The 21490-nt window shown below is 43.9% G+C and carries 17 protein-coding genes, 1 rRNA gene and 1 other annotated feature; of the genes, 9 read left to right on the top strand and 9 right to left on the bottom strand.

All coding sequences use genetic code 11. From position 1 onward, the window contains the following. Positions 1 to 16: 16 nt before the first annotated feature. Positions 17 to 1132, bottom strand: a complete 1116-nt coding sequence (locus L4B77_RS14845) for an anhydro-N-acetylmuramic acid kinase (RefSeq protein WP_261838931.1) — start codon at positions 1130 to 1132, stop codon at positions 17 to 19. Positions 1133 to 1253: 121 nt separating this feature from the next. Here L4B77_RS14845 and nagZ point away from each other — a divergent pair, with 121 nt between their 5' ends. The 3 genes from nagZ to tyrA all read left to right on the top strand — a co-directional run bounded on the left by nagZ (position 1254) and on the right by tyrA (position 4808). Next, positions 1254 to 2243: a beta-N-acetylhexosaminidase gene (gene nagZ, locus L4B77_RS14840; protein ID WP_261838932.1), complete on the top strand. Its 990-nt coding sequence runs from the start codon at positions 1254 to 1256 to the stop codon at positions 2241 to 2243. 246 nt (positions 2244 to 2489) lie between these two features. Next, complete coding sequence (locus L4B77_RS14835; RefSeq protein WP_261838933.1) at positions 2490 to 3563, top strand: 3-deoxy-7-phosphoheptulonate synthase; 1074 nt, start codon at positions 2490 to 2492, stop codon at positions 3561 to 3563. Between the two features lie 117 nt (positions 3564 to 3680). Next, on the top strand, positions 3681 to 4808 hold the full coding sequence (gene tyrA, locus L4B77_RS14830; RefSeq protein ID WP_261838934.1) for a bifunctional chorismate mutase/prephenate dehydrogenase: 1128 nt from the start codon (positions 3681 to 3683) through the stop codon (positions 4806 to 4808). Positions 4809 to 4937: 129 nt separating this feature from the next. Here the strand turns inward: tyrA and L4B77_RS14825 are convergent, their stop codons facing one another. The 3 genes from L4B77_RS14825 to ettA all read right to left on the bottom strand — a co-directional run bounded on the left by L4B77_RS14825 (position 4938) and on the right by ettA (position 8124). Then, complete coding sequence (locus L4B77_RS14825) at positions 4938 to 5948, bottom strand: M23 family metallopeptidase (RefSeq protein ID WP_429751347.1); 1011 nt, start codon at positions 5946 to 5948, stop codon at positions 4938 to 4940. A 49-nt stretch (positions 5949 to 5997) separates the two neighbouring features. Then, on the bottom strand, positions 5998 to 6366 hold the full coding sequence (locus L4B77_RS14820; RefSeq protein WP_261838936.1) for a PilZ domain-containing protein: 369 nt from the start codon (positions 6364 to 6366) through the stop codon (positions 5998 to 6000). Between the two features lie 90 nt (positions 6367 to 6456). Beyond that, positions 6457 to 8124, bottom strand: coding sequence for an energy-dependent translational throttle protein EttA (ettA, locus tag L4B77_RS14815; RefSeq protein ID WP_261838937.1), 1668 nt, complete (start codon positions 8122 to 8124; stop codon positions 6457 to 6459). 264 nt (positions 8125 to 8388) lie between these two features. Between ettA and L4B77_RS14810 the strand changes: the two genes are divergently transcribed. Together L4B77_RS14810 and trpR are read left to right on the top strand one after the other, a co-directional pair. Further along, on the top strand, positions 8389 to 10344 hold the full coding sequence (locus tag L4B77_RS14810) for a transglycosylase SLT domain-containing protein (RefSeq protein ID WP_429751344.1): 1956 nt from the start codon (positions 8389 to 8391) through the stop codon (positions 10342 to 10344). 150 nt (positions 10345 to 10494) lie between these two features. Further along, positions 10495 to 10800: a trp operon repressor gene (trpR, locus tag L4B77_RS14805; RefSeq protein WP_429751342.1), complete on the top strand. Its 306-nt coding sequence runs from the start codon at positions 10495 to 10497 to the stop codon at positions 10798 to 10800. 109 nt (positions 10801 to 10909) lie between these two features. On the opposite strand, the gene yjjX is transcribed toward trpR, so the two are convergent. From yjjX to L4B77_RS14780, 5 genes are all read right to left on the bottom strand, one after another. Then, positions 10910 to 11431 carry an inosine/xanthosine triphosphatase gene (gene yjjX / locus L4B77_RS14800; protein ID WP_429751340.1) on the bottom strand — a complete coding sequence of 174 codons (522 nt, stop codon included), beginning with the start codon at positions 11429 to 11431 and terminating at the stop codon, positions 10910 to 10912. A gap of 177 nt (positions 11432 to 11608) precedes the next feature. Further along, positions 11609 to 12784 (bottom strand): prephenate dehydratase, encoded by a 1176-nt coding sequence (gene pheA / locus L4B77_RS14795; protein ID WP_372091866.1) that lies wholly within the window; start codon positions 12782 to 12784, stop codon positions 11609 to 11611. A 12-nt stretch (positions 12785 to 12796) separates the two neighbouring features. Continuing rightward, positions 12797 to 12918: a sequence feature (Phe leader region), on the bottom strand. A 110-nt stretch (positions 12919 to 13028) separates the two neighbouring features. Further along, positions 13029 to 13364 carry a ribosome hibernation-promoting factor, HPF/YfiA family gene (gene hpf / locus L4B77_RS14790; RefSeq protein WP_261838942.1) on the bottom strand — a complete coding sequence of 112 codons (336 nt, stop codon included), beginning with the start codon at positions 13362 to 13364 and terminating at the stop codon, positions 13029 to 13031. 429 nt (positions 13365 to 13793) lie between these two features. After that, positions 13794 to 15218, bottom strand: a complete 1425-nt coding sequence (locus L4B77_RS14785) for an MltF family protein (RefSeq protein WP_429751337.1) — start codon at positions 15216 to 15218, stop codon at positions 13794 to 13796. Between the two features lie 136 nt (positions 15219 to 15354). Further along, a complete protein-coding gene (locus L4B77_RS14780; RefSeq protein ID WP_261838943.1) occupies positions 15355 to 16083 on the bottom strand; it encodes an outer membrane protein assembly factor BamD in 729 nt (242 codons plus the stop codon). A 136-nt stretch (positions 16084 to 16219) separates the two neighbouring features. Between L4B77_RS14780 and rluD the strand changes: the two genes are divergently transcribed. The 4 genes from rluD to L4B77_RS14760 form a co-directional block, all read left to right on the top strand. Then, positions 16220 to 17194 (top strand): 23S rRNA pseudouridine(1911/1915/1917) synthase RluD, encoded by a 975-nt coding sequence (gene rluD / locus L4B77_RS14775; protein WP_261838944.1) that lies wholly within the window; start codon positions 16220 to 16222, stop codon positions 17192 to 17194. Positions 17195 to 17196: 2 nt separating this feature from the next. Then, a complete protein-coding gene (pgeF, locus tag L4B77_RS14770) occupies positions 17197 to 17937 on the top strand; it encodes a peptidoglycan editing factor PgeF (RefSeq protein ID WP_429751334.1) in 741 nt (246 codons plus the stop codon). 142 nt (positions 17938 to 18079) lie between these two features. Continuing rightward, a complete protein-coding gene (clpB, locus tag L4B77_RS14765) occupies positions 18080 to 20653 on the top strand; it encodes an ATP-dependent chaperone ClpB (RefSeq protein WP_429751332.1) in 2574 nt (857 codons plus the stop codon). A gap of 602 nt (positions 20654 to 21255) precedes the next feature. Beyond that, positions 21256 to 21490: ribosomal RNA gene (locus tag L4B77_RS14760) — 16S ribosomal RNA — on the top strand; the annotation flags it as partial.

Below are 21490 nucleotides of genomic sequence, written 5' to 3'. Positions count from 1 at the left end.
GATGGTTTATAATAGTTTAGTCAGCACGGTATAGCACGCCGAGAGAGGCGGCTCTGCTTGCACCTGTCACTTCAGGTAAATTGCTTGGTTGTTGATGAACATGACGTTGAGCAAGCCACGCAAAGGCCATCGCTTCCATGTAGTCGGCATCCACGCCTTTGCTGGTGGTTGAGTCAACCTCCCAACTTGGAAGCAGTTCAGACAGTCGTTTCATCAACAATGGGTTTCTTGTACCACCGCCACATACGTATAGTGCAGGTTGGTTACCTAAGCGATAGGTGTCCACTTCATTGGCTATCGTTAATGCGGTGTATTCACAAAGCGTGCGCTGAACATCTTCTGCTGCAAGATCTTTAAATTCTGTCAGTTGTTGCTCTAACCAAGGTAGGTTAAACAACTCTCTACCGGTACTTTTCGGTGGCATTTGAGATAGATAAGATTCACTTAACAGCTGTTCGAGCAAGGCTTGATTGGTTTGACCTTTCAGTGCGAATTGCGCCTCACGGTCAAACTTTTCGCCAGTGTGCTTATCAACCCAAGCGTCCATCAACATATTGCCCGGGCCAGTATCATATCCCAGTGTTGGTTGGTTTGGGCGCAGCACTGAAATATTTGAGATCCCCCCAATATTCAACACCACAACTGAGCTGTCTTGTGGGTGGAAAATCGTATGGTGGAAAGCGGGGACTAATGGCGCCCCTTGTCCGCCTAATGCCATGTCTTTACGTCTGAAATCAGCAACCGTTTGAATCTCTGTTTTAGCGGCAATGATGTTGGCATCACCCAACTGCATGGTAAAGGGTGAATCGCCGGTTGGCTGGTGGAATACGGTTTGACCATGATTGCCGATCGCAGTCACAGAAGAGGCTAGCGTACCTGATTTGTCGAGCAGTTGCAGAACCGCATCAGCAAACAGGTGGCCAAGCTGGTGGTCGAGTTCGCCAATCGCAATCAAATCGGTTTTCTGACCAATACACACTTCAAGCAGGCGCGCTTTGAGATCGTCAGGCATTGGGAACTCATCATGAGCAAGCAATGTAATGCTATCGCCTTCAATTGAAACTAATGCGGTATCAACGCCATCCATACTCGTTCCCGACATCACGCCAATATACAGTTCCTTATGATCCACTCTTAAGCTCTTGCGCAGCATTCCTAAACTCTTATCCAGATTGGTTTAAAAACATTGTAAAGCAAATTTAAAGAGAATAATCTCGGGAAGTTGATGAAATTGGGTTTAATAAGGGATAAATATGGGACCGTTGTGGGTTGATGTTGCAGGCTACGAACTGACCGCTGAAGACCGAGAGATTTTAGAGCATCCAACTGTAGGTGGCCTCATCTTATTTTCTCGAAACTATCACGATAGCAAACAGTTATCGGCGTTAAATAAAGAGATTCGTAAAGTTGCAAAACGTCCTATTTTAATCGGCGTTGACCAAGAAGGCGGCCGAGTTCAGCGTTTTCGTGACGGCTTTTCAATTATCCCAGCGGCTCAGGAATTTGCGACTAAGAATCATGGTGAGCAGTTAGCGGAACAAGCGGGTTGGTTGATGGCGGCGGAATTGATTGCCCATGATATCGATTTGAGCTTTGCGCCAGTACTAGACAAAGGCCACGACTGCAAAGCGATTGGTAGCCGCGCGTTTGGTGAAGATATTGATACCATCGTTCGTCACAGTAGCGCTTTTATTAAGGGCATGAAGTCGGTTGGCATGGCGACAACAGGAAAGCACTTCCCTGGACACGGTGGGGTGATTGCAGACTCACACCTTGAAACGCCTTACGATCCTAGAGATGACATCTTTGACACCGATATGGCCATCTTCAAGGCGCAAATTGAAGCCGGAATATTGGATGCGATGATGCCTGCGCATGTGGTTTTCTCTCACTATGATGATCAGCCAGCGAGTGGTTCACAGTATTGGCTTCAAAAGGTATTGAAGCAACAGCTTGGATTTAGAGGCTTGGTGTTCTCTGACGATTTAACAATGGAAGGTGCTGCCATAATGGGCGGGCCAGCAGACAGAGCGAAGGCGGCTTTGAATGCCGGTTGTGATATGGTGTTGATGTGTAACAAACGAGATGCACAAATTGAGGCTCTTGATCAATTAGCGATTCAAGAGGTACCTTTAGCCAACTCATTGCTTAAAAAACACAGCTTTGATTTACCAACTCTTCATTCGGATAGTCGATGGAAAGAGGCCTCAGAGCAAATCAAACGAATGTTAAACGCTGGGTGATAAATAAACACGCTATAAGTTTTAAGAAGGTGATATGAGAAATATCGCCTTTTTTGTATGTGTGAAGTACCGTTTAGTTCTGTTTATACTAGGTAATGAGCTAAATAGCGCATGTATATAAAAGTTTACATTAAATGTTTTTTATTGTTTACACTTGCAATCGTTTTTATAGCTGTTATTGTGTTTTTAAAGATTGTTAGCCCATATTGATATTCAGGGTGTAAAAATAAATATACAGGTTGAGTTATGCAGAAAAGTGAATTAAGCAATGTCAATATCATCGACGAACAGGTACTGATTACTCCAGAGGAGTTAAAAGCGAAATTACCTTTGAGCGATAATGCTCGTCGTTTTATTCAAGAGTCTCGTGAAACGATTGCGAACATCATTCATAAGAAAGATCACCGTATGCTTATCGTGTGTGGACCATGTTCTATCCATGATATCGAAGCGGCGAAAGAGTACGCGAAACGCCTTAAAGCACTGTCTGAAGAACTGAGCGATCAACTGTATATTGTTATGCGTGTGTACTTTGAGAAGCCTCGTACTACGGTGGGTTGGAAAGGCTTGATTAATGACCCGCATCTAGACGGCAGTTTCGATATTGAGCATGGCCTGCATGTTGGCCGTGAGCTACTTGTTGAACTCGCTGAGATGGAAATTCCACTAGCGACAGAAGCACTCGATCCAATCAGCCCACAATACCTAGCCGATACATTCAGCTGGGCGGCGATTGGTGCACGTACGACTGAATCTCAAACTCACCGTGAAATGGCAAGTGGTCTTTCAATGCCAATCGGTTTTAAAAACGGCACTGATGGCAACCTAGGTACGGCAATCAATGCGATGCAGGCGGCGTCTTCTAGTCACCGCTTCATGGGCATCAGCCGTGAAGGTGAGGTTGCACTGCTAACGACTCAGGGTAACCCAAATGGTCACGTTATTTTACGTGGTGGTAAGCAGACAAACTACGATTCAGTGTCAGTACATGAGTGTGAAGAAGAGTTGGGTAAGTTTGATTTAGATGCCGCGTTGATGGTGGATTGCAGTCACGCTAACTCTCGTAAAGATTTTCGTCGCCAGCCACTTGTTGCAGAAGATGTGATTCACCAAATTCGTGAAGGCAACAAGTCGATTATCGGCCTAATGATTGAGAGCCATATTAACGAAGGAAATCAGCCGTCAGATATTCCTCTCAATGAGATGAAATACGGCGTTTCTATTACCGACGCATGTATCAATTGGGAGTCAACTGAGGCACTATTGAAGCATGCACATACGGAGTTAGTTCCGTTTTTAGAAAACCGCTTGAAAGGTTAGTCAGAGTTTGAATTTAAGTGCCTCATATAATGGGGCATTTTAAGATCTGTCGCTAACGAACCTGCATCAGTGCGGGCTTTTAGATTAGCACGGGCTTATAGATGAGTAAGGAATAAAATGGCCGTTGAACTGAACGAATTACGCGACCAAATCGATGCTGTTGATAAACAAATGTTGGATTTACTGGCTCAACGCCTTGCTTTAGTCGAGAAAGTTGGCGAAGTAAAAAGTGAACATGGTTTACCTATTTATGTCCCAGAGCGTGAAGCTGCGATGCTGGCATCTCGTCGTCAAGAAGCTGAGAAAATAGGGGTTCCGCCACAGTTAATTGAAGATATTTTGCGTCGAACTATGCGTGAGTCCTATGCCAGTGAGAAAGACTCTGGCTTTAAGTGTCTTAACCCAGAGTTACGTTCAGTGGTTATCGTTGGCGGTAATGGCCAACTTGGTGGCTTGTTTGGCCGTATGTTCAAGCTCTCTGGTTACCAAGTGAAAATTCTTGGCAGCCAAGACTGGGACCGAGCCGATGAAATCTTAGAGAGTGCTGGCCTTGTGGTTGTTACGGTTCCAATTCATCTAACTGAAGGTGTGATTGCGAAGCTAGGTAACCTACCAAGCGATTGTATTCTATGTGATTTGACCTCAATTAAATCGAAACCTCTACAAGCCATGATGAACATACACCAAGGTCCAGTGGTTGGATTACACCCAATGTTTGGCCCTGATGTTCCAAGCTTAGCTAAGCAGGTGATTGTTTACAGTGATGGTCGAGGCTCCGAAAGCTACCAATGGCTACTGAATCAATTTGGTATTTGGGGCGCGAGCCTTTGCCAGATGGATGCTGCTGAACACGATCACGGCATGACTCTGATTCAAGCACTACGCCACTTCACCTCTTTTGCTTACGGATTGCACCTGAGTAAAGAGAACCCGAACATCGATCAGCTTCTGAAGCTAAGCTCGCCAATCTACCGACTTGAGATTGCGATGGTCGGTCGTCTGTTTGCTCAAGACCCGAACTTGTACGGTGATATCATTCTTTCTTCAGATGAGAACATTGAAATGATTCGACGTTTCCATCGTCGTTTCGGTGAAGCATTAGAAATCTTGGATGGCAAAGATAAAGCCAAGTTTGTTGAGAGCTTTAATCAAGTCAGTGATTGGTTTGGCGACTACTCGCAGCAGTTCTTGCAAGAGAGCCAAAGTCTTCTAAAGCAAGCTCATGATTCGATTCATCGTGGTTAAAACCCGTTTAAAATCATAAAAAAGAGCGACCAGACGGTCGCTCTTTTTGTTGGTGTGGAACGCTATCAAAGCATTTGGCCTACAGTAGTCTAAAAGCGATTAGATCATCATAGGCCAAACCAATAGGCTCTAGTTCGTCGTGATAGGTTTCTTGCTATCTTCGCTTGATACGGTGTCGATGGTCGAGCTAATGTAAGGTACGTTCGTTAGGTTGATCTGTAAGCGAACCACATTATCAATCAGTTGAACCAGTGGGCCCCATTTAACCTTTTTCTCTTTTTCGAACACGTAGTTGAAGTTTTCCGGTGTCCAATCCATCAAGTATTGAGGGTTCAGTGAACGACCAAGGAAACGTACTTCATAATGCAAGTGTGGGCCGGTTGAGTTACCTGAGTTACCGCAGCTTGCAATCACATCACCTTTACTCACAAACTGACCGCTGCGAACTTTGAACTTTTGTAGGTGCGCGTAAGAACTCATGAAACCGAACGAGTGGCGCACAGTAATAAAGTTACCGAAGCCTTTGTTACTTGGGCGTACCGTTTCAATCACTCCATCGGCGGGCACGACAATATCTTCACCACGCTTACACGTCAGATCGATACCAGTATGTACATGGCGTTTACCTGAAATAGGGTTAGTGCGGCTACCATAAGAAGAAGAGATACGTTGATAAGCCATCGGGCTGTCGTTTGGAATCAAACGGAACATTGTGGCTCTTACTGCTGAATCGACTGCAGCCGCATCAATACGTTCTTCTAAAGAGACATCATCAGTAAGCAGTTCCTCATCGGCAAGACCCAGTACAGATTCCACATCAAAGACGCGCTTACCAAGCAGTTGGATCGTGCTTTCTTTCTCGGTGAGTGCCTGTGATAGCGAGTGGTTGGTTTCTACCTGCTCAGCGTAAAGATCTTCAGTTTGCTCTTTTTCAACAATCAGCGTTTCAATCAACTGTTGGGCATCACCCGCTTGCAGTGCGAGTTCTTGTTTATTCTCGAAGTGCATGTATGCCATTCCACCAATGAATAACGGCACTGAAAAGAGTGCTGTCGTGCATATGAGTACGGTTTTACGGCCGAAATAAAACGTCTGTTCCCCCTGACGAGAGGGAATCGTAATGGAAATTTTTCTAGACATGATTCTGTATTAGCTAAATGCTTCTAATCGAAAAAAGGTAGTGGAGATATTATTCCTGACCTAAATCAGTAAGGTGTTCCATCTCTCTATAAAGCAGTTCATCGTCACCCACGTTAAGCTCAATAAGGCGCTTAAGGTGGCTGATACTATCAATATCTAAATGTTCTATACGCAAACGCATTGAGGTATTGATGGTTGAGACTATCGTTGCTTCTAACTGAATATTGATATCACTGTTTTCGAGCTTAAAGCTCACTTCAACAGGAGAGTCATGGCTGAGCTGTTGCCCATCATCACATCGAAGGAGCAAACCATGAAGAGATAAGTCTTGTACTGAGCCGGATACCTTTACTTGTCCTTGTGATATTTCAGTCGGAGCTTGATAAATAACTCGTGAAAATTGACGTCTTTCAATCATAATTAATCTCTTTATATCGATGGATAACACGTAAGCCAGATATATCAAAGGCCGCTATTATTGCGGCCTTTGTTCAAAATGCAAGCGAATTTACTTAGCAATACGCTTGTATTTGATACGGTGTGGTTCAGCCGCTTGTGCGCCAAGAGTTTTCTTCAGCCACTCTGTATATTCAGTATAGTTACCTTCGTAGAAGTTAACTTGACCTTCATCGCGGTAGTCTAAGATATGGGTCGCAATACGGTCGAGGAACCAACGGTCATGCGAGATAACCATTGCACAGCCTGGGAACTCAAGCAGCGCTTCTTCAAGTGCTCGTAGTGTTTCGACATCAAGATCATTGGTTGGTTCATCGAGTAACAGTACGTTACCGCCTGCTTTGAGCAGTTTCGCTAAGTGAACACGGTTACGTTCACCACCAGAAAGCTGACCGATGATTTTCTGTTGGTCGTTGCCTTTGAAGTTGAAGCGAGAGCAGTAGGCACGTGCAGGGATTTCGAAGTTGTTGATCTTAATGATATCAGCACCTTCAGAGATCTCTTGGAATACTGTTTTTGTGTCGTCCATGCTGTCACGGAACTGATCAACAGACGCAAGCTTAACCGTTTCGCCAAGCTCAACAGTGCCTGAATCGGGCTGTTCAGCGCCACTTAGCATCTTAAACAGTGTTGATTTACCCGCACCGTTAGCACCAACGATACCGACGATAGCACCTTTAGGCATGCTGAAAGATAGGTCGTCGATAAGAACGCGATCACCAAATGACTTCGTGAGGTTCTTAACTTCAAGCACCTTGTCACCTAAACGCTCACCTGGTGGGATGAACAGTTCATTGGTTTCGTTACGCTTCTGGTATTGGCCAGTTGTCATCTCTTCAAAACGAGCCATACGAGCTTTAGACTTAGCTTGACGACCTTTAGGGTTTTGACGAACCCATTCAAGTTCTTTCTCAATCGTTTTTTGGCGCGCGCTTTCGCCCGCTTTTTCTTGCTTAAGACGCTCGTCTTTCTGCTCTAGCCAAGATGTGTAGTTACCTTGCCATGGGATACCTTCACCACGGTCAAGCTCTAGAATCCAGCCAGCAGCATTGTCTAGGAAGTAACGGTCGTGGGTAATCGCCACAACAGTACCGCTGTAATCAACTAGGAAGTGCTCAAGCCATGCTACTGATTCTGCATCCAAGTGGTTGGTTGGTTCATCAAGAAGCAGCATGTCTGGCTTTTCAAGAAGTAGACGGCAGATAGCAACACGACGACGTTCACCACCTGATAGGAACTCGATTTTCGCATCCCACTCTGGCAGACGAAGTGCATCAGCAGCACGCTCTAGTGCTGTCTCTAGGTTGTGACCGTCTTTTGCTTGAATCAGAGCTTCCAGTTCGCCTTGCTCTTTCGCAAGTGCATCGAAGTCGGCATCTGGTTCAGCGTAGGCTGCGTAAACTGCATCAATACGCTTAAGTGCGTCAGCGACGTCAGAAACCGCTTCTTCTACGATTTCACGCACGGTTTTTGATTCATCTAGTACCGGCTCTTGCGGTAGGTAACCGACTTTAAGGCCTTGTTGTGCACGAGCTTCACCATCAATATCAGTATCAATACCAGCCATGATACGCAGTAGGGTAGATTTACCTGAACCATTGAGACCTAAAACACCGATTTTAGCGCCAGGAAAAAAGCTAAGAGAAATGTCTTTAAGAATTTGACGCTTAGGTGGAACAGTTTTGCTCACCCGAGACATGGTATATACGTATTCAGCCATTGCCGATCAATCCTAATTATTGTTCAAAATTTTCGGTTATTTTATACCAATATCCCTAAAGATGTTACTCCTAGGACAGAAAAGCCATTCTTGAATCAATCCTTACCTATTATTGTCACAGTGATCATTAAAACTGTATTTAATTGGCTTTTGAGGTGGGGTGTTAAATGTTAATAATATTTAACATTCAAATCCTTTACATTTGATGTGATGTCGGGCGTAAATAGACTTCACGTATCCATACACGCACTAAGGAAAGAGCGAATGTTTTTCCGCATTGGTAATACGAAAATGGCTGTGGTTGCATCTGCAATGTTGTTTTCATTTTCACAGGCTCCGATAACGATGGCTAGCAATGCCTCAGAGCTTGAGATGCAGCGTGATGCTTATGATAGAGCGCAAGAGGTTTTAGACAACCATGATCTAAAAGCCTACTCTGTGCTGCGTAACCAAATTCAAACATACCCTTTAACACCATATACCGATTATCGAGCCTTTCTTATTGACCTTGGTGAGCGTACTCCTGCTGAAGTGGACGCTTTTATTGAAGAGAATAAAGCCTTACCGTTTTCCAATCGAATGCGCGCGCCTTATTTAGATTCATTGGCTTCTCAAAAACAGTGGAAGACAATCCTTGAGTTTCAAACGAAAGAACCGGTGGGTGAAAAATATCAATGTATCTATTACCGCGCACATTACGAACAGGGCAATCAAGAGCTTGCCTTTAAAGGGGCTAAGCAACTTTGGTTGAGTGGTCGCGGTGTTGATGATGCCTGTACTCCTCTATTTAAGAGCTGGGACCAAGCCGGTTTAAGAACCGATAAGCTCATTCTTGATCGGATGCTGCTAGTGCTAGCGTTTGAAGAGAATAATGGCAAGCTGATGATCTATTTAATAAAACAATTAGATGATGATGAGTCAGTGGCTAAAGCGAAACAGATGAAGGTGTTGTTCAACCACCCTGAAGATGTGCTTACCTTCGCCAAGGAGCACCCCGCTAATCAATTCTACCAAACTCAAACACAGCTTGGTTTCGAAAAATTAGCAAGAACATCAGCGAGTCGCGCTCAAGAAGTGTTCGATGACGTTGTGGTCGCTCAACATTTTTCCAAAGAGAAAGCACAGGAGTTAGCGGACTACTTAGCACTTCGTTTGATCAATACTGATTCTGAAGTTTTGATGGCATGGCGAGACAAAATGTTGGCTCGCTCATCACAATCGATATTGCTTGAACGACGTGCACGTTTGGCAATTCAACATGCCGATTGGGTGGGTTTGAAAGAGTGGATAGCTCGTTTGGATGATAAGCACCAAGCCTCAATCCTCTGGCAATATTGGCAGGGCAGGGCAGAAATTGCGACGGGCGATACTGACAAAGGCAATAAGCGACTATCCAATATCTTGGGTCAACGTAACTTCTACAGTGTGGCGGCAGCTAAGCAGTTAGGTCAGCCGATTCATTATCCAACCTCGACACTTAAGTTCAACGCTGAAACAGTGAAGCCATTTACCACCTCTTTGGTGCGCATTGGTGAGCTGATTGACCGAGATAAAATTGCTGCGGCGAAGAGTGAATGGCGTTGGTTACTAACTCATGCTGACAAAAATCAAAAAGCGATGCTTGCCGCGTATGCTGCGACACAAGGTTGGAATCACTTTATGGTAACGGCCAGTATCTCCGCGAAGATATGGAGTAACATCGCCTTACGTTTCCCGGTTGCTCATAAATGGTGGTTTGATTTCTACGCAGAAAAACATGACATTGATCCTATCACCTTGATGTCTTTAGCGAGACAAGAGAGTGCGATGGATTCAGAAGCTCGCTCTCCAGTTGGTGCGCGTGGCATCATGCAAATCATGCCAAAGACTGCTCAATATACCGCTAACAAGTACAAGATTAAGTACCAAGGCAGCGAGGAGCTTTATGATGTTGGTAAGAATATTGAGATTGGCAGTTATTACTTAGAGAGCTTACTTTCTCAGTATGACAATAACCGTATTCTTGCTTTTGCTGCATACAACGCGGGGCCAGGCCGTGTGAAACAATGGCGTTCACGCAGTGATGAAAAGCTCGATGCGTATGCTTTTATTGAAATGATCCCATTCAAAGAGACGCGGGGCTACGTTCAGAATATCTTGATGTTTGAGACCTACTATCGAGATATCTTGGGGGAAAAGGGACCGTTTTTAGCTCCTCATGAGGCGACCACTCAGTATTAATGGGTCACTATCAAAAGCGGTGAGTGCGAAGCATCCCCACTTTGTGTCTTTTTACATTGGATCACATTAAGTGTTGCGGTATAAAGTGTTAAACGCTTTATACCGTTAAGCGACGCTTTAAAGTCAGAATTTAAAAGTAAGTGTAGATATATGGCATCACAACCTGAATATGATAATTGGCAACAACTGATGGCAGTGGTTAAGGCGGCTGTTGAAAAAGATCAGCATGAACTATTGTTGACCATGATGATGACACCAGACGAGCGAGATGCTCTGATCGCTCGAATTAATATCTTCTGTGAGCTGATGAAAGGCGAGCTGTCTCAAAGGCAGGTCAGTCAAATGTTGGGGGTTGGGGTTGCGACGATAACCAGAGGCTCAAATGAGCTAAAGGCTAAATCTGAACAAGAGAAAGCGGTGATCGCCGACTTATTGCTAAAGTCATCACGGAGTTAAGCGAGCACTGGAGAGTGCGAACACGAATTCGATAACAAACGCTAACTGGATGTTAGCGTTTTTTGTTTCTGATGATGATTCTCTCAATCTTTCGCCGTTTAACTGAGCATTAGATAGGAAAGTGTTCAGGATTCACAAATGGGATCAGAGCTAAGATTAGCGCTTGATGATAGACAGAACTACGTGACAGTTGGTTGTGTGTCAGGAGACCTATCGCCCCCCCTTTTTGTTTGATGTTGTCTGTTCCGAAGACTTCATCCATTACATCGCCCAACTCATTGGCATGTTCAAGCTTTGCAAGTACCGTTGGTGGTAACATCAGACTTGCGGAACGAGACTCTCCTCGTTGACCATTCGCATCAATAATCATCCAAGCAAAAGTCATATTACCTTCAATTCCCGCTTCTAACCCCACATAAAAATCGGCATTTGGTTGCGCTTGAGTGGCATTGTTCACGCGGTTGATTGCACCTTGATAGGTTTCGCTGTTGCTCATCGGTTGATCTGATACCCCACTCGTGACGTTGATGCCAGTGAATTCAAATTCTGTCTCTGGGAAAGCCGATATGAACGCACTTTTAACAGCGTTGATCTTAGCGGGATTTAGCGAAGCAATGATAACGGATTTCATTGATTAGATTCTTCTGTTCGTGAATTAAATTGAAGTTTGTGAGTTCGAAGGTTTGTCGCTTCATTCGTATCTAAGGAGTGCTGATTATGGCGTCTTCCTGACTGTTGGGGGACTTCACTGACCGTCAGTTTCTATCACATGGATAGAAACTGGCCAACGGTTTATGGCGACGAGAAGTTACGACAACTTAACTTGAGTCGCCTTGATGTTCTCGCTAGGGTAACAGCCTAAGACTTTCAGATGACGAGTAATCGCCGTTAATTCTGTTATCGCTTGCTGCATGTTATCTGAATCGAGGTGTGCCTCTAAATCCACATAGAACATCTCTTCCCATGGATTACCCATAATAGGGCGAGATTCTAGTTTAGTCATGTTGATACCTAAGCGTTGCAGAATCAGCAGTGTCTCTACCAAAGAGCCGGCCTCTTGCGATGTTGACATGATGAGTGTGGTTTTTGCTGGAATCTGAGTCGATACTTCAACCGGTTTACGTGCGACAACAATAAAACGAGTGTGATTTTCTGTCTGATTCGCAATGTTACCTTGGATAGGTTGTAGGCCATAAAGCTTACCGCTCGATGCGTTGCCAATCGCTGCCACATCATCGCTATCTAGTTCTTTTACTTTTTTCATTGCATCAGCTGTGCTTGCGCAAGATTCAAGGGTGACACCATTAAGACGGCTCAAGAACTCACTGCACTGTTGATGTGGTTGTGGGTGTGAATAGAGTGTTTTGATGTCTTCTAAACGAAGATCGTTTTTCGCAACAAGGCAATGCTCAATAGGCTGAGAAAGCTCACCAACGATGTAAAGCGTCGTATGTTGCAGCAGATCGTAGACTTCGTTGATGGACCCTGAGCTCGTGTTCTCGATAGGCAGAACACCATAGTCAGCATGGCCGGATTCTACCGTTAAGGCGACTTCTTTGAAGTGATTGCAGTTTAATTCAATTAATTCCATATTCTTGCGGCTGAAATACTCGCGGCTAGCAAGGTGGGAATATGAACCTTTAGAGCCTAAAAATGCAACGCGCGCGAGTGGCTTGCGGCTTTGTGGATTCGCAAGGTTTTGCAAGTATGACTGTTGCAGTAGAACCGAGTCTTCAATGATGGTGTGAAACAGTTTGGTAATGTACTGCGCATCAAGCTCGTATTTATCTTTGCCGTTGTTAATCAGCTTAACCAGAAGTTGTTGTTCTCTTACTGCATCACGAACTGGCTTTGATGTTTCTACCTTGCTTTTAGCAACTTCGATGCTTAGCTTGCGACGTTCTGAAAGTAGCTTCAGTAGTTCGTCATCTAAATCATTAAGGCGAAGGCGGATATCATCCAGTGAAATTGAGCGGTCAGTCATAAATGTGTCCTTATAAAAAAGCCTCCCTAATGTGGGAGGCTTCTTGTTCGTTTTTGACTTGTTTTTCTAAAACGACTCAGCCTCCGATTTACGGAAGAAAAAAGAAGTCAAAAATAAACAAAGATTGAGTGTGCATAAAAAGTGATTGTTTTATGAATGTTTAAACACAATAAGCAAGCGAGCTGCGAGCGTCAAGCAAAAAAATAGCGCCCTGAGGCGCTATTTTTTAATCTGTTCTCTTTCCTTAATCGACTTCAGATTCTAGCTCTTCTATTTCAGGCTTTTCAGCGCGACGTGCTTCTGGTTTATGGCGTAGCTTGTTGAGTTGACGTTCTAGTTTTTGTTCTACTTCGTTGATAGCCGCGTAGAGGTCGTCATGAATGGATGAAGCAACAAGTTGCCCTTTGGGTACAGTGAGTACCGCTTCAAATTTCTTCTTCTTGTTTGGTTCTTCACTAAAGCTCGCTTGGCAGCCAATGATATCCACTTGCCATTTATCCAGCTTTTTAAATTTGCTTTCTATGTGATCACGGATTGCAGAGGTAATGTCGATATTTTTGCCAGTGATATTCATTTTCATAGAAGTTTTCCTCTGTTGTATCCCTCATGGGTTAACTTCAGATTACGACTTTTGGGAATAAAGAATGTGATCTAGATCTTGTTATTGTTGGGTGGGATAAGCATTAAAATCAAATGTGATCTTACGCAAGTCTTTATATATTTTTGGCGAAAAATGCTTGTTATCCTTATGAAAAACGATAACTTGGAGGCAAGGCTTCGCTAAAAATTCCATCCGTTTTTAGGGGCATCTTACAGCCCATAGAAAGTACTTGATGAAAATTCACTCAATAGTGTTGTGTGATATAGATCTCGTGTTGTAGGTGATTACGTAAGCTTCTTCAGAATCCCATCAGCAAAAGCCGCATAAATTTTTTTATGCGGCTTTTGTGTTTTTAGTTTTATCTCATACTCATACCGTTGTTCTCCAAACTCTGGGATTGAAGGGAAGTTAATCGTTGGCGTTCTGTAATCTCGCCGTACTTTCTTCTCGGATAGCATTGATGGCCTGTAGTTGCTTGTATATGACATAGTAACGGTTGATGTTGGCGACATACGTGACGGGCTCTTTACTGACATACTTTCGCGTAACGATTTCGACGTTTTTAAACCAGATGTTAGGGTTGTATCCTTTCTTCTTAGCTATCTGTCTCATTTTTCTGATCTTAGCGGGGCCTGCATTGTAAGAAGCTAAAGTGAAGTAGATTTGATTGTCTGGTGATATCGCCGGGTCGTCAAAATATCGGTCTTTGATGAAGCGCATATATTTCACCCCCGCATGGATGTTGTTATCTACCTTATGGATGTTTTTGATGTTGACGTTTTTGTCTTTGGCTGTACTCGGCAATACCTGCATCACACCAATTGCACCTCGATGAGAAACCCTGCTTTGATCCAATCCTGATTCTTGAAAACCTTGTGCAGACATCATTAAAGGATCGAATTCATACTTTTTCGAGTATTTTTCAAACACATCGGCCAGTTTCGTTACCCTGTCGACTTTATTTGGGTTGAGCGCCCGGCCTAACCAACGAGTGTTGTCGATGTATTTTTTATAGATAACATTTCCAAGTAAGGTGCCTGTTCGTGCGGTCTTGACGTATTTGTTGATCTCTTTCTTGAGTTGCGGGCTGTTTTTCCTCAATGCCCAGGCTATTTGGCCATTTTCACGTAAGGGGAAATCGTGATGGATCTGAATGTTTTCCATTACGTCAGTCCACAGCTTTACTTTATGGCTATCTAGGATAGTGCCTTGTATGTAGCCTTGGTTGACGAGCTCTATCAATTCGTAGTCCTGTAGTGACTCTTCGATGAAGTGAACGTATAGGGGAGGCAAATCCAATTTATTGAGCTCTTTATTCATCTTTTGCACGCTTTCGAAATAACTCGAGCTTGCACGGATCCAAACTTCTTTGCCGCTCAATTGCTTGATATCGGTAATAGGTTCAGCTTTTTTTTCTGTGATAATGAGTTCTTTACCCTCTTTCATCATCGGATCTGAAAAATCGATGGTTCGTAATCGTTTGTCGGTGATCGTTAGGTTAGCGACAGCGATATCACCATAACCAGATTCTAAAGAGGGAAGTAGATCATCTCGTTGCACGGGGATGATTTGAACATTGAGATAGGGGTGTTTCTTATGAAGGCTCTTCTCAAAGTGATAGAGCATTTCTGCGACAATACCTTTTGGTTTGCCATCTTCTATGTAATAAAAGCCAAGATCGGCCGACACGAGTACCCGCACTGCTCCTTTGGTTTTGAGTACATCCAGATCGCCGGTATAAGGCTTGTTGCTTAATGGGGACAGTTCTAGCGCGTGGATTATTTGGCTAAATAGCACGATCCCGATAAGGAATAACAACCTACTCACATTCACACTCCGTGTTAATGTTGTGTTAAGTTTTATTTATTCAAGATACTGTGGAAAGTGGGATTCATCAAGTTGACCTGATGAATTAAAAAAGCGCGCTAAGAAATTAGCACGCTTTTGACGTCGTTATGTGGGCTGCGGATTAAGGCAGTGGGTTTAACTCAATTAACTTTTCTGTTCTTTTTATGGCGTCTTCTAGCCCAAGTTGCTTATAGGCTTCTAACTGTATTTTTAGAGACTTACGTGCAGCAATGGTGTCAGGGTAAGTTTTTTGCAGTTCTTGTGTTCTGTTTACCGTAGCAATCCAAGCTTTACGTCGTAGATAGAAGTCAGCCGTGGCTAAATCATAATCTGCCAGACGATTCTTAAGAGCAAACATGCGTTTTTGCGAATCTTCAGCGTAAGGGCTGTTAGGGAAACGTTCGAGCAATCGTTTGAAATCAGCAAAGGCAAGCTTCACGGGTTCCGGATCACGGTCACTTCGGTCGATATTAAAAAGATCATGCATGAAGTTTCTATCTTGAGCCATGTGTGTCAGACCACGCATGTATAAAATCCAGTCTTGTTTTTCATGCGTTGGGTTTAAGCGTAGGAATCGAGAAATGGTCGCAAGGCCCAGTGCTAAGTCATCATTTTTGTAGTACGCATAAATGAGATCCAATTGTACTTGTTCTGAATAGGCGCCAAATGGGTAACGAGAGTCTAGGGCTTCTAGCTTTTCAATTGCAGTAAGCCAACTACCGCTCTGCAGTGATTCTTGAGCGTCAGAGTAGAGAACCGATGGTGGTACATCTGGCACTATCTCTTCACTACTTGAACAACCAACCAAGAGTGATACGGCTAATAGACCCGATAAAGTAAGGTGTTTCATGTCAGGCGTCGATTCCTTGAATTAAATATTTCGTAAGCTCCGTTACTTTCTAACCAGTAACAGATACAATGATGCAATTATTCTATTTTATCCATACTAATGGGTATTAGTCTCACGGTTTTTAAAAAAGTTCGATATGGCTCAGCAGATAACATTAACAGACACAGTAAAAAGCAGCCAGTTAGGTCAACGTTTAGACCAAGCTGTCGCGGAACTATTTACCGATTTTTCTCGCTCTCGTATTAAAGAGTGGCTTCTTGACGGCAAAATCCAAGTGGATGGCGAAGTTATCACCAAACCGCGTGTCAAAGTTTTCGGTGGGGAAGAGATCATCCTGCAAGCTGAACTTGCAGATGAAGAGCGCTGGGAGGCACAAGATATTCCATTAAACATTGTCTATGAAGATGATGACATACTGGTTATCAATAAACCTCGAGACTTAGTCGTACACCCAGGTGCAGGCACACCGGATGGAACCATACTAAACGCATTACTTTTCCACTACCCTCAGATTGCTGAAGTGCCTCGTGCGGGTATTGTGCATCGTCTTGATAAAGACACAACAGGCCTTATGGTTGTGGCTAAAACGGTTCCAGCTCAGACTCGTCTTGTACGTGCTCTTGCTAAACGTCGCATTACTCGTGAATATGAAGCCATTGCCATTGGCAAAATGACAGCGGGTGGTGTGGTAGAAAAAGGCATTAGTCGTCATGCAACTAAACGTACTTTGATGGACGTCAATGAATTAGGTAAGCCTGCGGTCACTCACTACCGTGTTGCTGAGCACTTCCGCGAACATACTCGTATTCGTCTGCGTCTAGAAACCGGTCGTACTCACCAAATCCGTGTCCACATGTCATATATTCAGCATCCACTGTTAGGTGATATTGCATACGGTGGCCGTGCTCGTATTCCAAAAGGGGCATCTGAAGAGCTGACAACAATGATTCGTTCTTTTGATCGCCAAGCACTGCATGCTGTCATGCTTAAATTTGTTCACCCTATTACTGGTGAAGACGTTGAGTTTCACGCACCTGTGCCAAACGATATGGTTGTGATGGCTGAAGCGTTACGTGTTGATGCTCGTGAAAACAAAGAAGACGATATTTAATCATGTCGCTGATCATCCCTGACTGGAACGCGCCAAAAAACGTGAAAGCATTTGCTTCGACACGTTTTGAGGGTTGTTCTACTGGTGCGTATCAAGGATTAAACCTAGGTACGCATGTTGGGGATGATGCCTCGCTTGTTGAAAATAACAGAGCCTGGCTCAAGCAACACGCGAATATGCCTGTAGCTCCAGTGTGGCTAAACCAAACGCACTCAACAGACGTCGTTATTGTGTTAGATCCTACGGCCGATATTCTTGATGCTGACGGTGTATTTACCACAGCTAAAGGGGTTGTGTGTTCTGCGATGACAGCCGATTGCTTACCGGTCATTTTAACGGATAGCCAAGGCACTCAAGTTGCTGCGGTTCATGCCGGTTGGCGTGGTCTTGCTGGTGGTATACTTGAAAATGCCATTGCAAAGTTTTCAAACCTAGACTCCGAGAATCAGGTCATGGCTTGGCTTGGCCCTGCAATTGGTCAAGAGGCGTTCGAGGTTGGTGACGATGTACTGGCTGCTTTTGTTGATGCCGATCCTCAAGCTAAATCAGCATTCAGAGCTAAAACTGAGCCTGGTAAATGGTTGGCAAATATGTCCCAACTTGCAACGCAACGACTGAACAAAGCTGGCGTGACTTTGGTGACAGATTCCAATCTCTGTACTTTCACGGATGCCGATGCGTTCTATTCTTATCGCCGCGATGGCATTACGGGTCGTCAGGCTACCTTTATTTGGTTGGAGTAACTTTTCACGAGTGCAATCAGCCATCCAGTTCATTTATATTTTTATATCAGCTCTATTCTTCATTCTTATCCCTTGAAAATCTGCGTTACCGTATCCATCTTCTAATCATAAGATAAACATATCTAAGAGTAGGAAGGTTGGCATGCGTCTCGATCGATTCACCAGTAAATTCCAAATTGCGATATCTGATGCTCAGTCGCTCGCATTAGGTCGTGATCACCAATATATAGAACCGGTACACCTCATGGTGTCTTTGCTTAATCAAGAGGGTAGTGCGATCCGTCCATTACTCACCATGTTGAATGTTGACGTGGTCCAACTGCGTTCAAAATTAAGTGAGATATTAGATCGGGTGCCAAAGGTGAGTGGCATCGGTGGGGATGTTCAGCTTTCTAGTGCGATGGGAATGCTATTTAACTTGTGTGATAAGGTCGCACAAAAGCGCCAAGACAGTTACATCTCTTCAGAGGTATTCCTACTTGCAGCTATTGAAGACAAAGGGCCTTTAGGAAGTTTACTTAAAGAGCTCGGTCTTACCGAACAAAAATTATCTCAAGCTATCGAGCAAGTTCGAGGTGGTCAAAAAGTGGATGACCAGAATGCTGAAGATAGACGCCAAGCATTAGAGAAGTTCACCATTGATCTGACCGAAAGAGCAGAGCAAGGCAAGCTCGATCCTGTCATTGGTCGAGACGACGAGATTCGTCGCACAATTCAAGTACTTCAACGCCGTACTAAGAATAACCCTGTCATTATCGGTGAACCGGGTGTCGGTAAAACAGCAATAGTTGAAGGTTTAGCGCAGCGTATTATCAACAATGAAGTCCCAGAAGGTTTAAGAGGCCGACGTGTACTTTCGTTAGATATGGGCTCTTTGATTGCCGGTGCGAAATATCGTGGTGAATTCGAAGAGCGTTTAAAATCTGTGCTTAATGAATTATCGAAAGAAGAGGGCAATGTCATTCTCTTTATTGATGAAATTCATACTATGGTCGGGGCGGGTAAAGGCGAAGGCTCGATGGATGCTGGCAACATGTTAAAGCCTGCATTAGCTCGTGGTGAATTGCATTGCGTCGGCGCGACAACGCTTGATGAATATCGTCAATATCTAGAGAAAGATCCAGCATTAGAGCGTCGATTCCAAAAAGTGCTAGTGGATGAACCGACAGTTGAAGACACTGTCGCTATTCTTCGGGGGTTAAAAGAGCGCTATGAACTTCATCACCACGTGGAAATTACTGACCCTGCTATCGTAGCAGCGGCAACGCTATCACACCGTTATGTTTCAGATCGTCAATTACCAGACAAGGCGATTGATCTCATTGATGAAGCAGCTTCGAGTATTCGAATGCAGATTGACTCAAAACCTGAGTCATTAGATAAGTTGGAGCGCAAAATCATTCAATTGAAGATTGAGCAGCAAGCACTAACTAACGAAAACGACGAAGCCAGTGAAAAGCGCCTCCGTACACTGCAAGCAGAGCTTTCTGATAAAGAACGAGAATTTGCCGAACTTGAAGAAGTATGGAACGCAGAAAAAGCGGCACTATCTGGAACGCAACATATTAAATCAGAGCTAGAACAAGCTCGTATGGATATGGATTTTGCACGGCGCGCTGGTGATCTTAATCGTATGTCTGAATTGCAATATGGCCGAATCCCGGAGTTAGAAAAGCAGTTAGATCTTGCAGCTCAAGCTGAAATGCAAGAAATGACCCTATTACGTAATAAAGTGACGGACACTGAGATTGCTGATGTTCTGTCAAAGCAAACCGGGATTCCGGTTTCTAAAATGTTAGAAGCAGAAAAAGAGAAGCTTCTGAAAATGGAAGGTGTCCTGCACAAGCGTGTTATCGGGCAAGCGGAAGCGGTCGAAGTCGTTTCTAATGCGATTCGTCGTAGTCGTGCTGGTTTGTCTGACCCGAATAGGCCAATTGGTTCGTTCTTATTTCTTGGTCCTACTGGCGTCGGTAAAACAGAACTGTGTAAAACATTAGCCAATTTCATGTTCGATAGTGAAGATGCCATGGTGCGCATCGATATGTCAGAATTTATGGAAAAGCACTCAGTTGCGCGTTTAGTTGGTGCTCCTCCTGGTTACGTTGGTTATGAAGAGGGTGGCTATTTAACTGAAGCTGTTCGTCGAAAACCTTATTCTGTTATTTTGCTTGATGAAGTAGAGAAAGCACATCCGGATGTTTTCAATATTCTATTGCAGGTTCTTGATGATGGGCGTTTAACCGATGGACAAGGTCGCACGGTCGACTTTAGGAATACCGTTGTGATCATGACGTCTAACCTCGGTTCATCGAGAATTCAAGAAAACTTCAATACGTTGGATTACCAAGGGATTAAAAATGAGGTTATGGAAGTGGTGAGTAAACATTTCCGACCTGAGTTTTTGAATCGTGTCGATGAAAGTGTCGTGTTCCATCCATTAGGGCAAGAGCATATTGAGTCGATTGCCGCGATTCAACTCGAGCATTTGAAAAAACGAATGGAAGGCAACGGTTATGAACTCGAAGTTTCAGAAAAAGCACTTAAGCTAATTTCTCAAGTTGGTTTTGATCCTGTCTATGGCGCAAGACCCCTTAAAAGAGCGATTCAACAAACGGTTGAGAACCCGCTAGCGAAAGCGATATTGGCAGGAAAGGTCAATCCGGATAAAAAAGTGCAGCTATTAGTCAATAACGACCGCATTATTGCTCACCAATAGTTGAAGTAAGAATTGTAGGTACGATTGGCCGAAATTAGGGCTTAATCGTACCTATTTTAAACGCTTTGTGTGAATAGTGTTCGAACGGTCGCCGGTGGTGGCTTTTTTTCGTTTTTGGTCTTGTGCAAAGGATTATTCTCTCTATAATACGCCTCCGTTGCCAAGGATAACCAAGCGGTTTGAACTGAGTAACAAGGCGGTGATAAGCATTTAAGATGCTTTGAAAAATTAGCTGGAAAAAGTGTTTGACACTGGAATCCAATTCGCTAGAATGACCGTCCACTTCGAGAGGTACCTTATTTAAAAGGAACGCTCAACAAGTGAAGCTCTTTAACAATTTAAACCTATCAATCTGTGTGGGCACTCGTTGATGAATATCAAAACGTTTTATCGTTAGATAAAACAGATTCTTCGGAATCAAAATTGATTTCAATGAACTGAGTGACCAATCGAGATTAAGTTTACTTAGTCTTGGCACAGTCAATTCATTATCATTCTGTTGGAATGGTAATAGCTTTAGAATTACATGTTCTTTGTTTATTTTCGAATAGGCGAATGAATATTAGTTTTGAAGTCAGTATTCGTTGAGTCGACAAAATCTTAAATTGAAGAGTTTGATCATGGCTCAGATTGAACGCTGGCGGCAGGCCTAACACATGCAAGTCGAGCGGAAACGACACTARCAATCCTTCGGGTGCGTTAATGGGCGTCGAGCGGCGGACGGGTGAGTAATGCCTAGGAAATTGCCTTGATGTGGGGGATAACCATTGGAAACGATGGCTAATACCGCATAATGCCTACGGGCCAAAGAGGGGGACCTTCGGGCCTCTCGCGTCA

It is taken from the genome of Vibrio minamisatsumaniensis, assembly GCF_050337445.1.
In the GTDB taxonomy this organism is placed as follows: domain Bacteria; phylum Pseudomonadota; class Gammaproteobacteria; order Enterobacterales; family Vibrionaceae; genus Vibrio; species Vibrio artabrorum.
The sequence above is the reverse complement of the archived record's forward strand: the minus strand, read 5'-3'. Positions and strand labels throughout refer to the sequence as shown.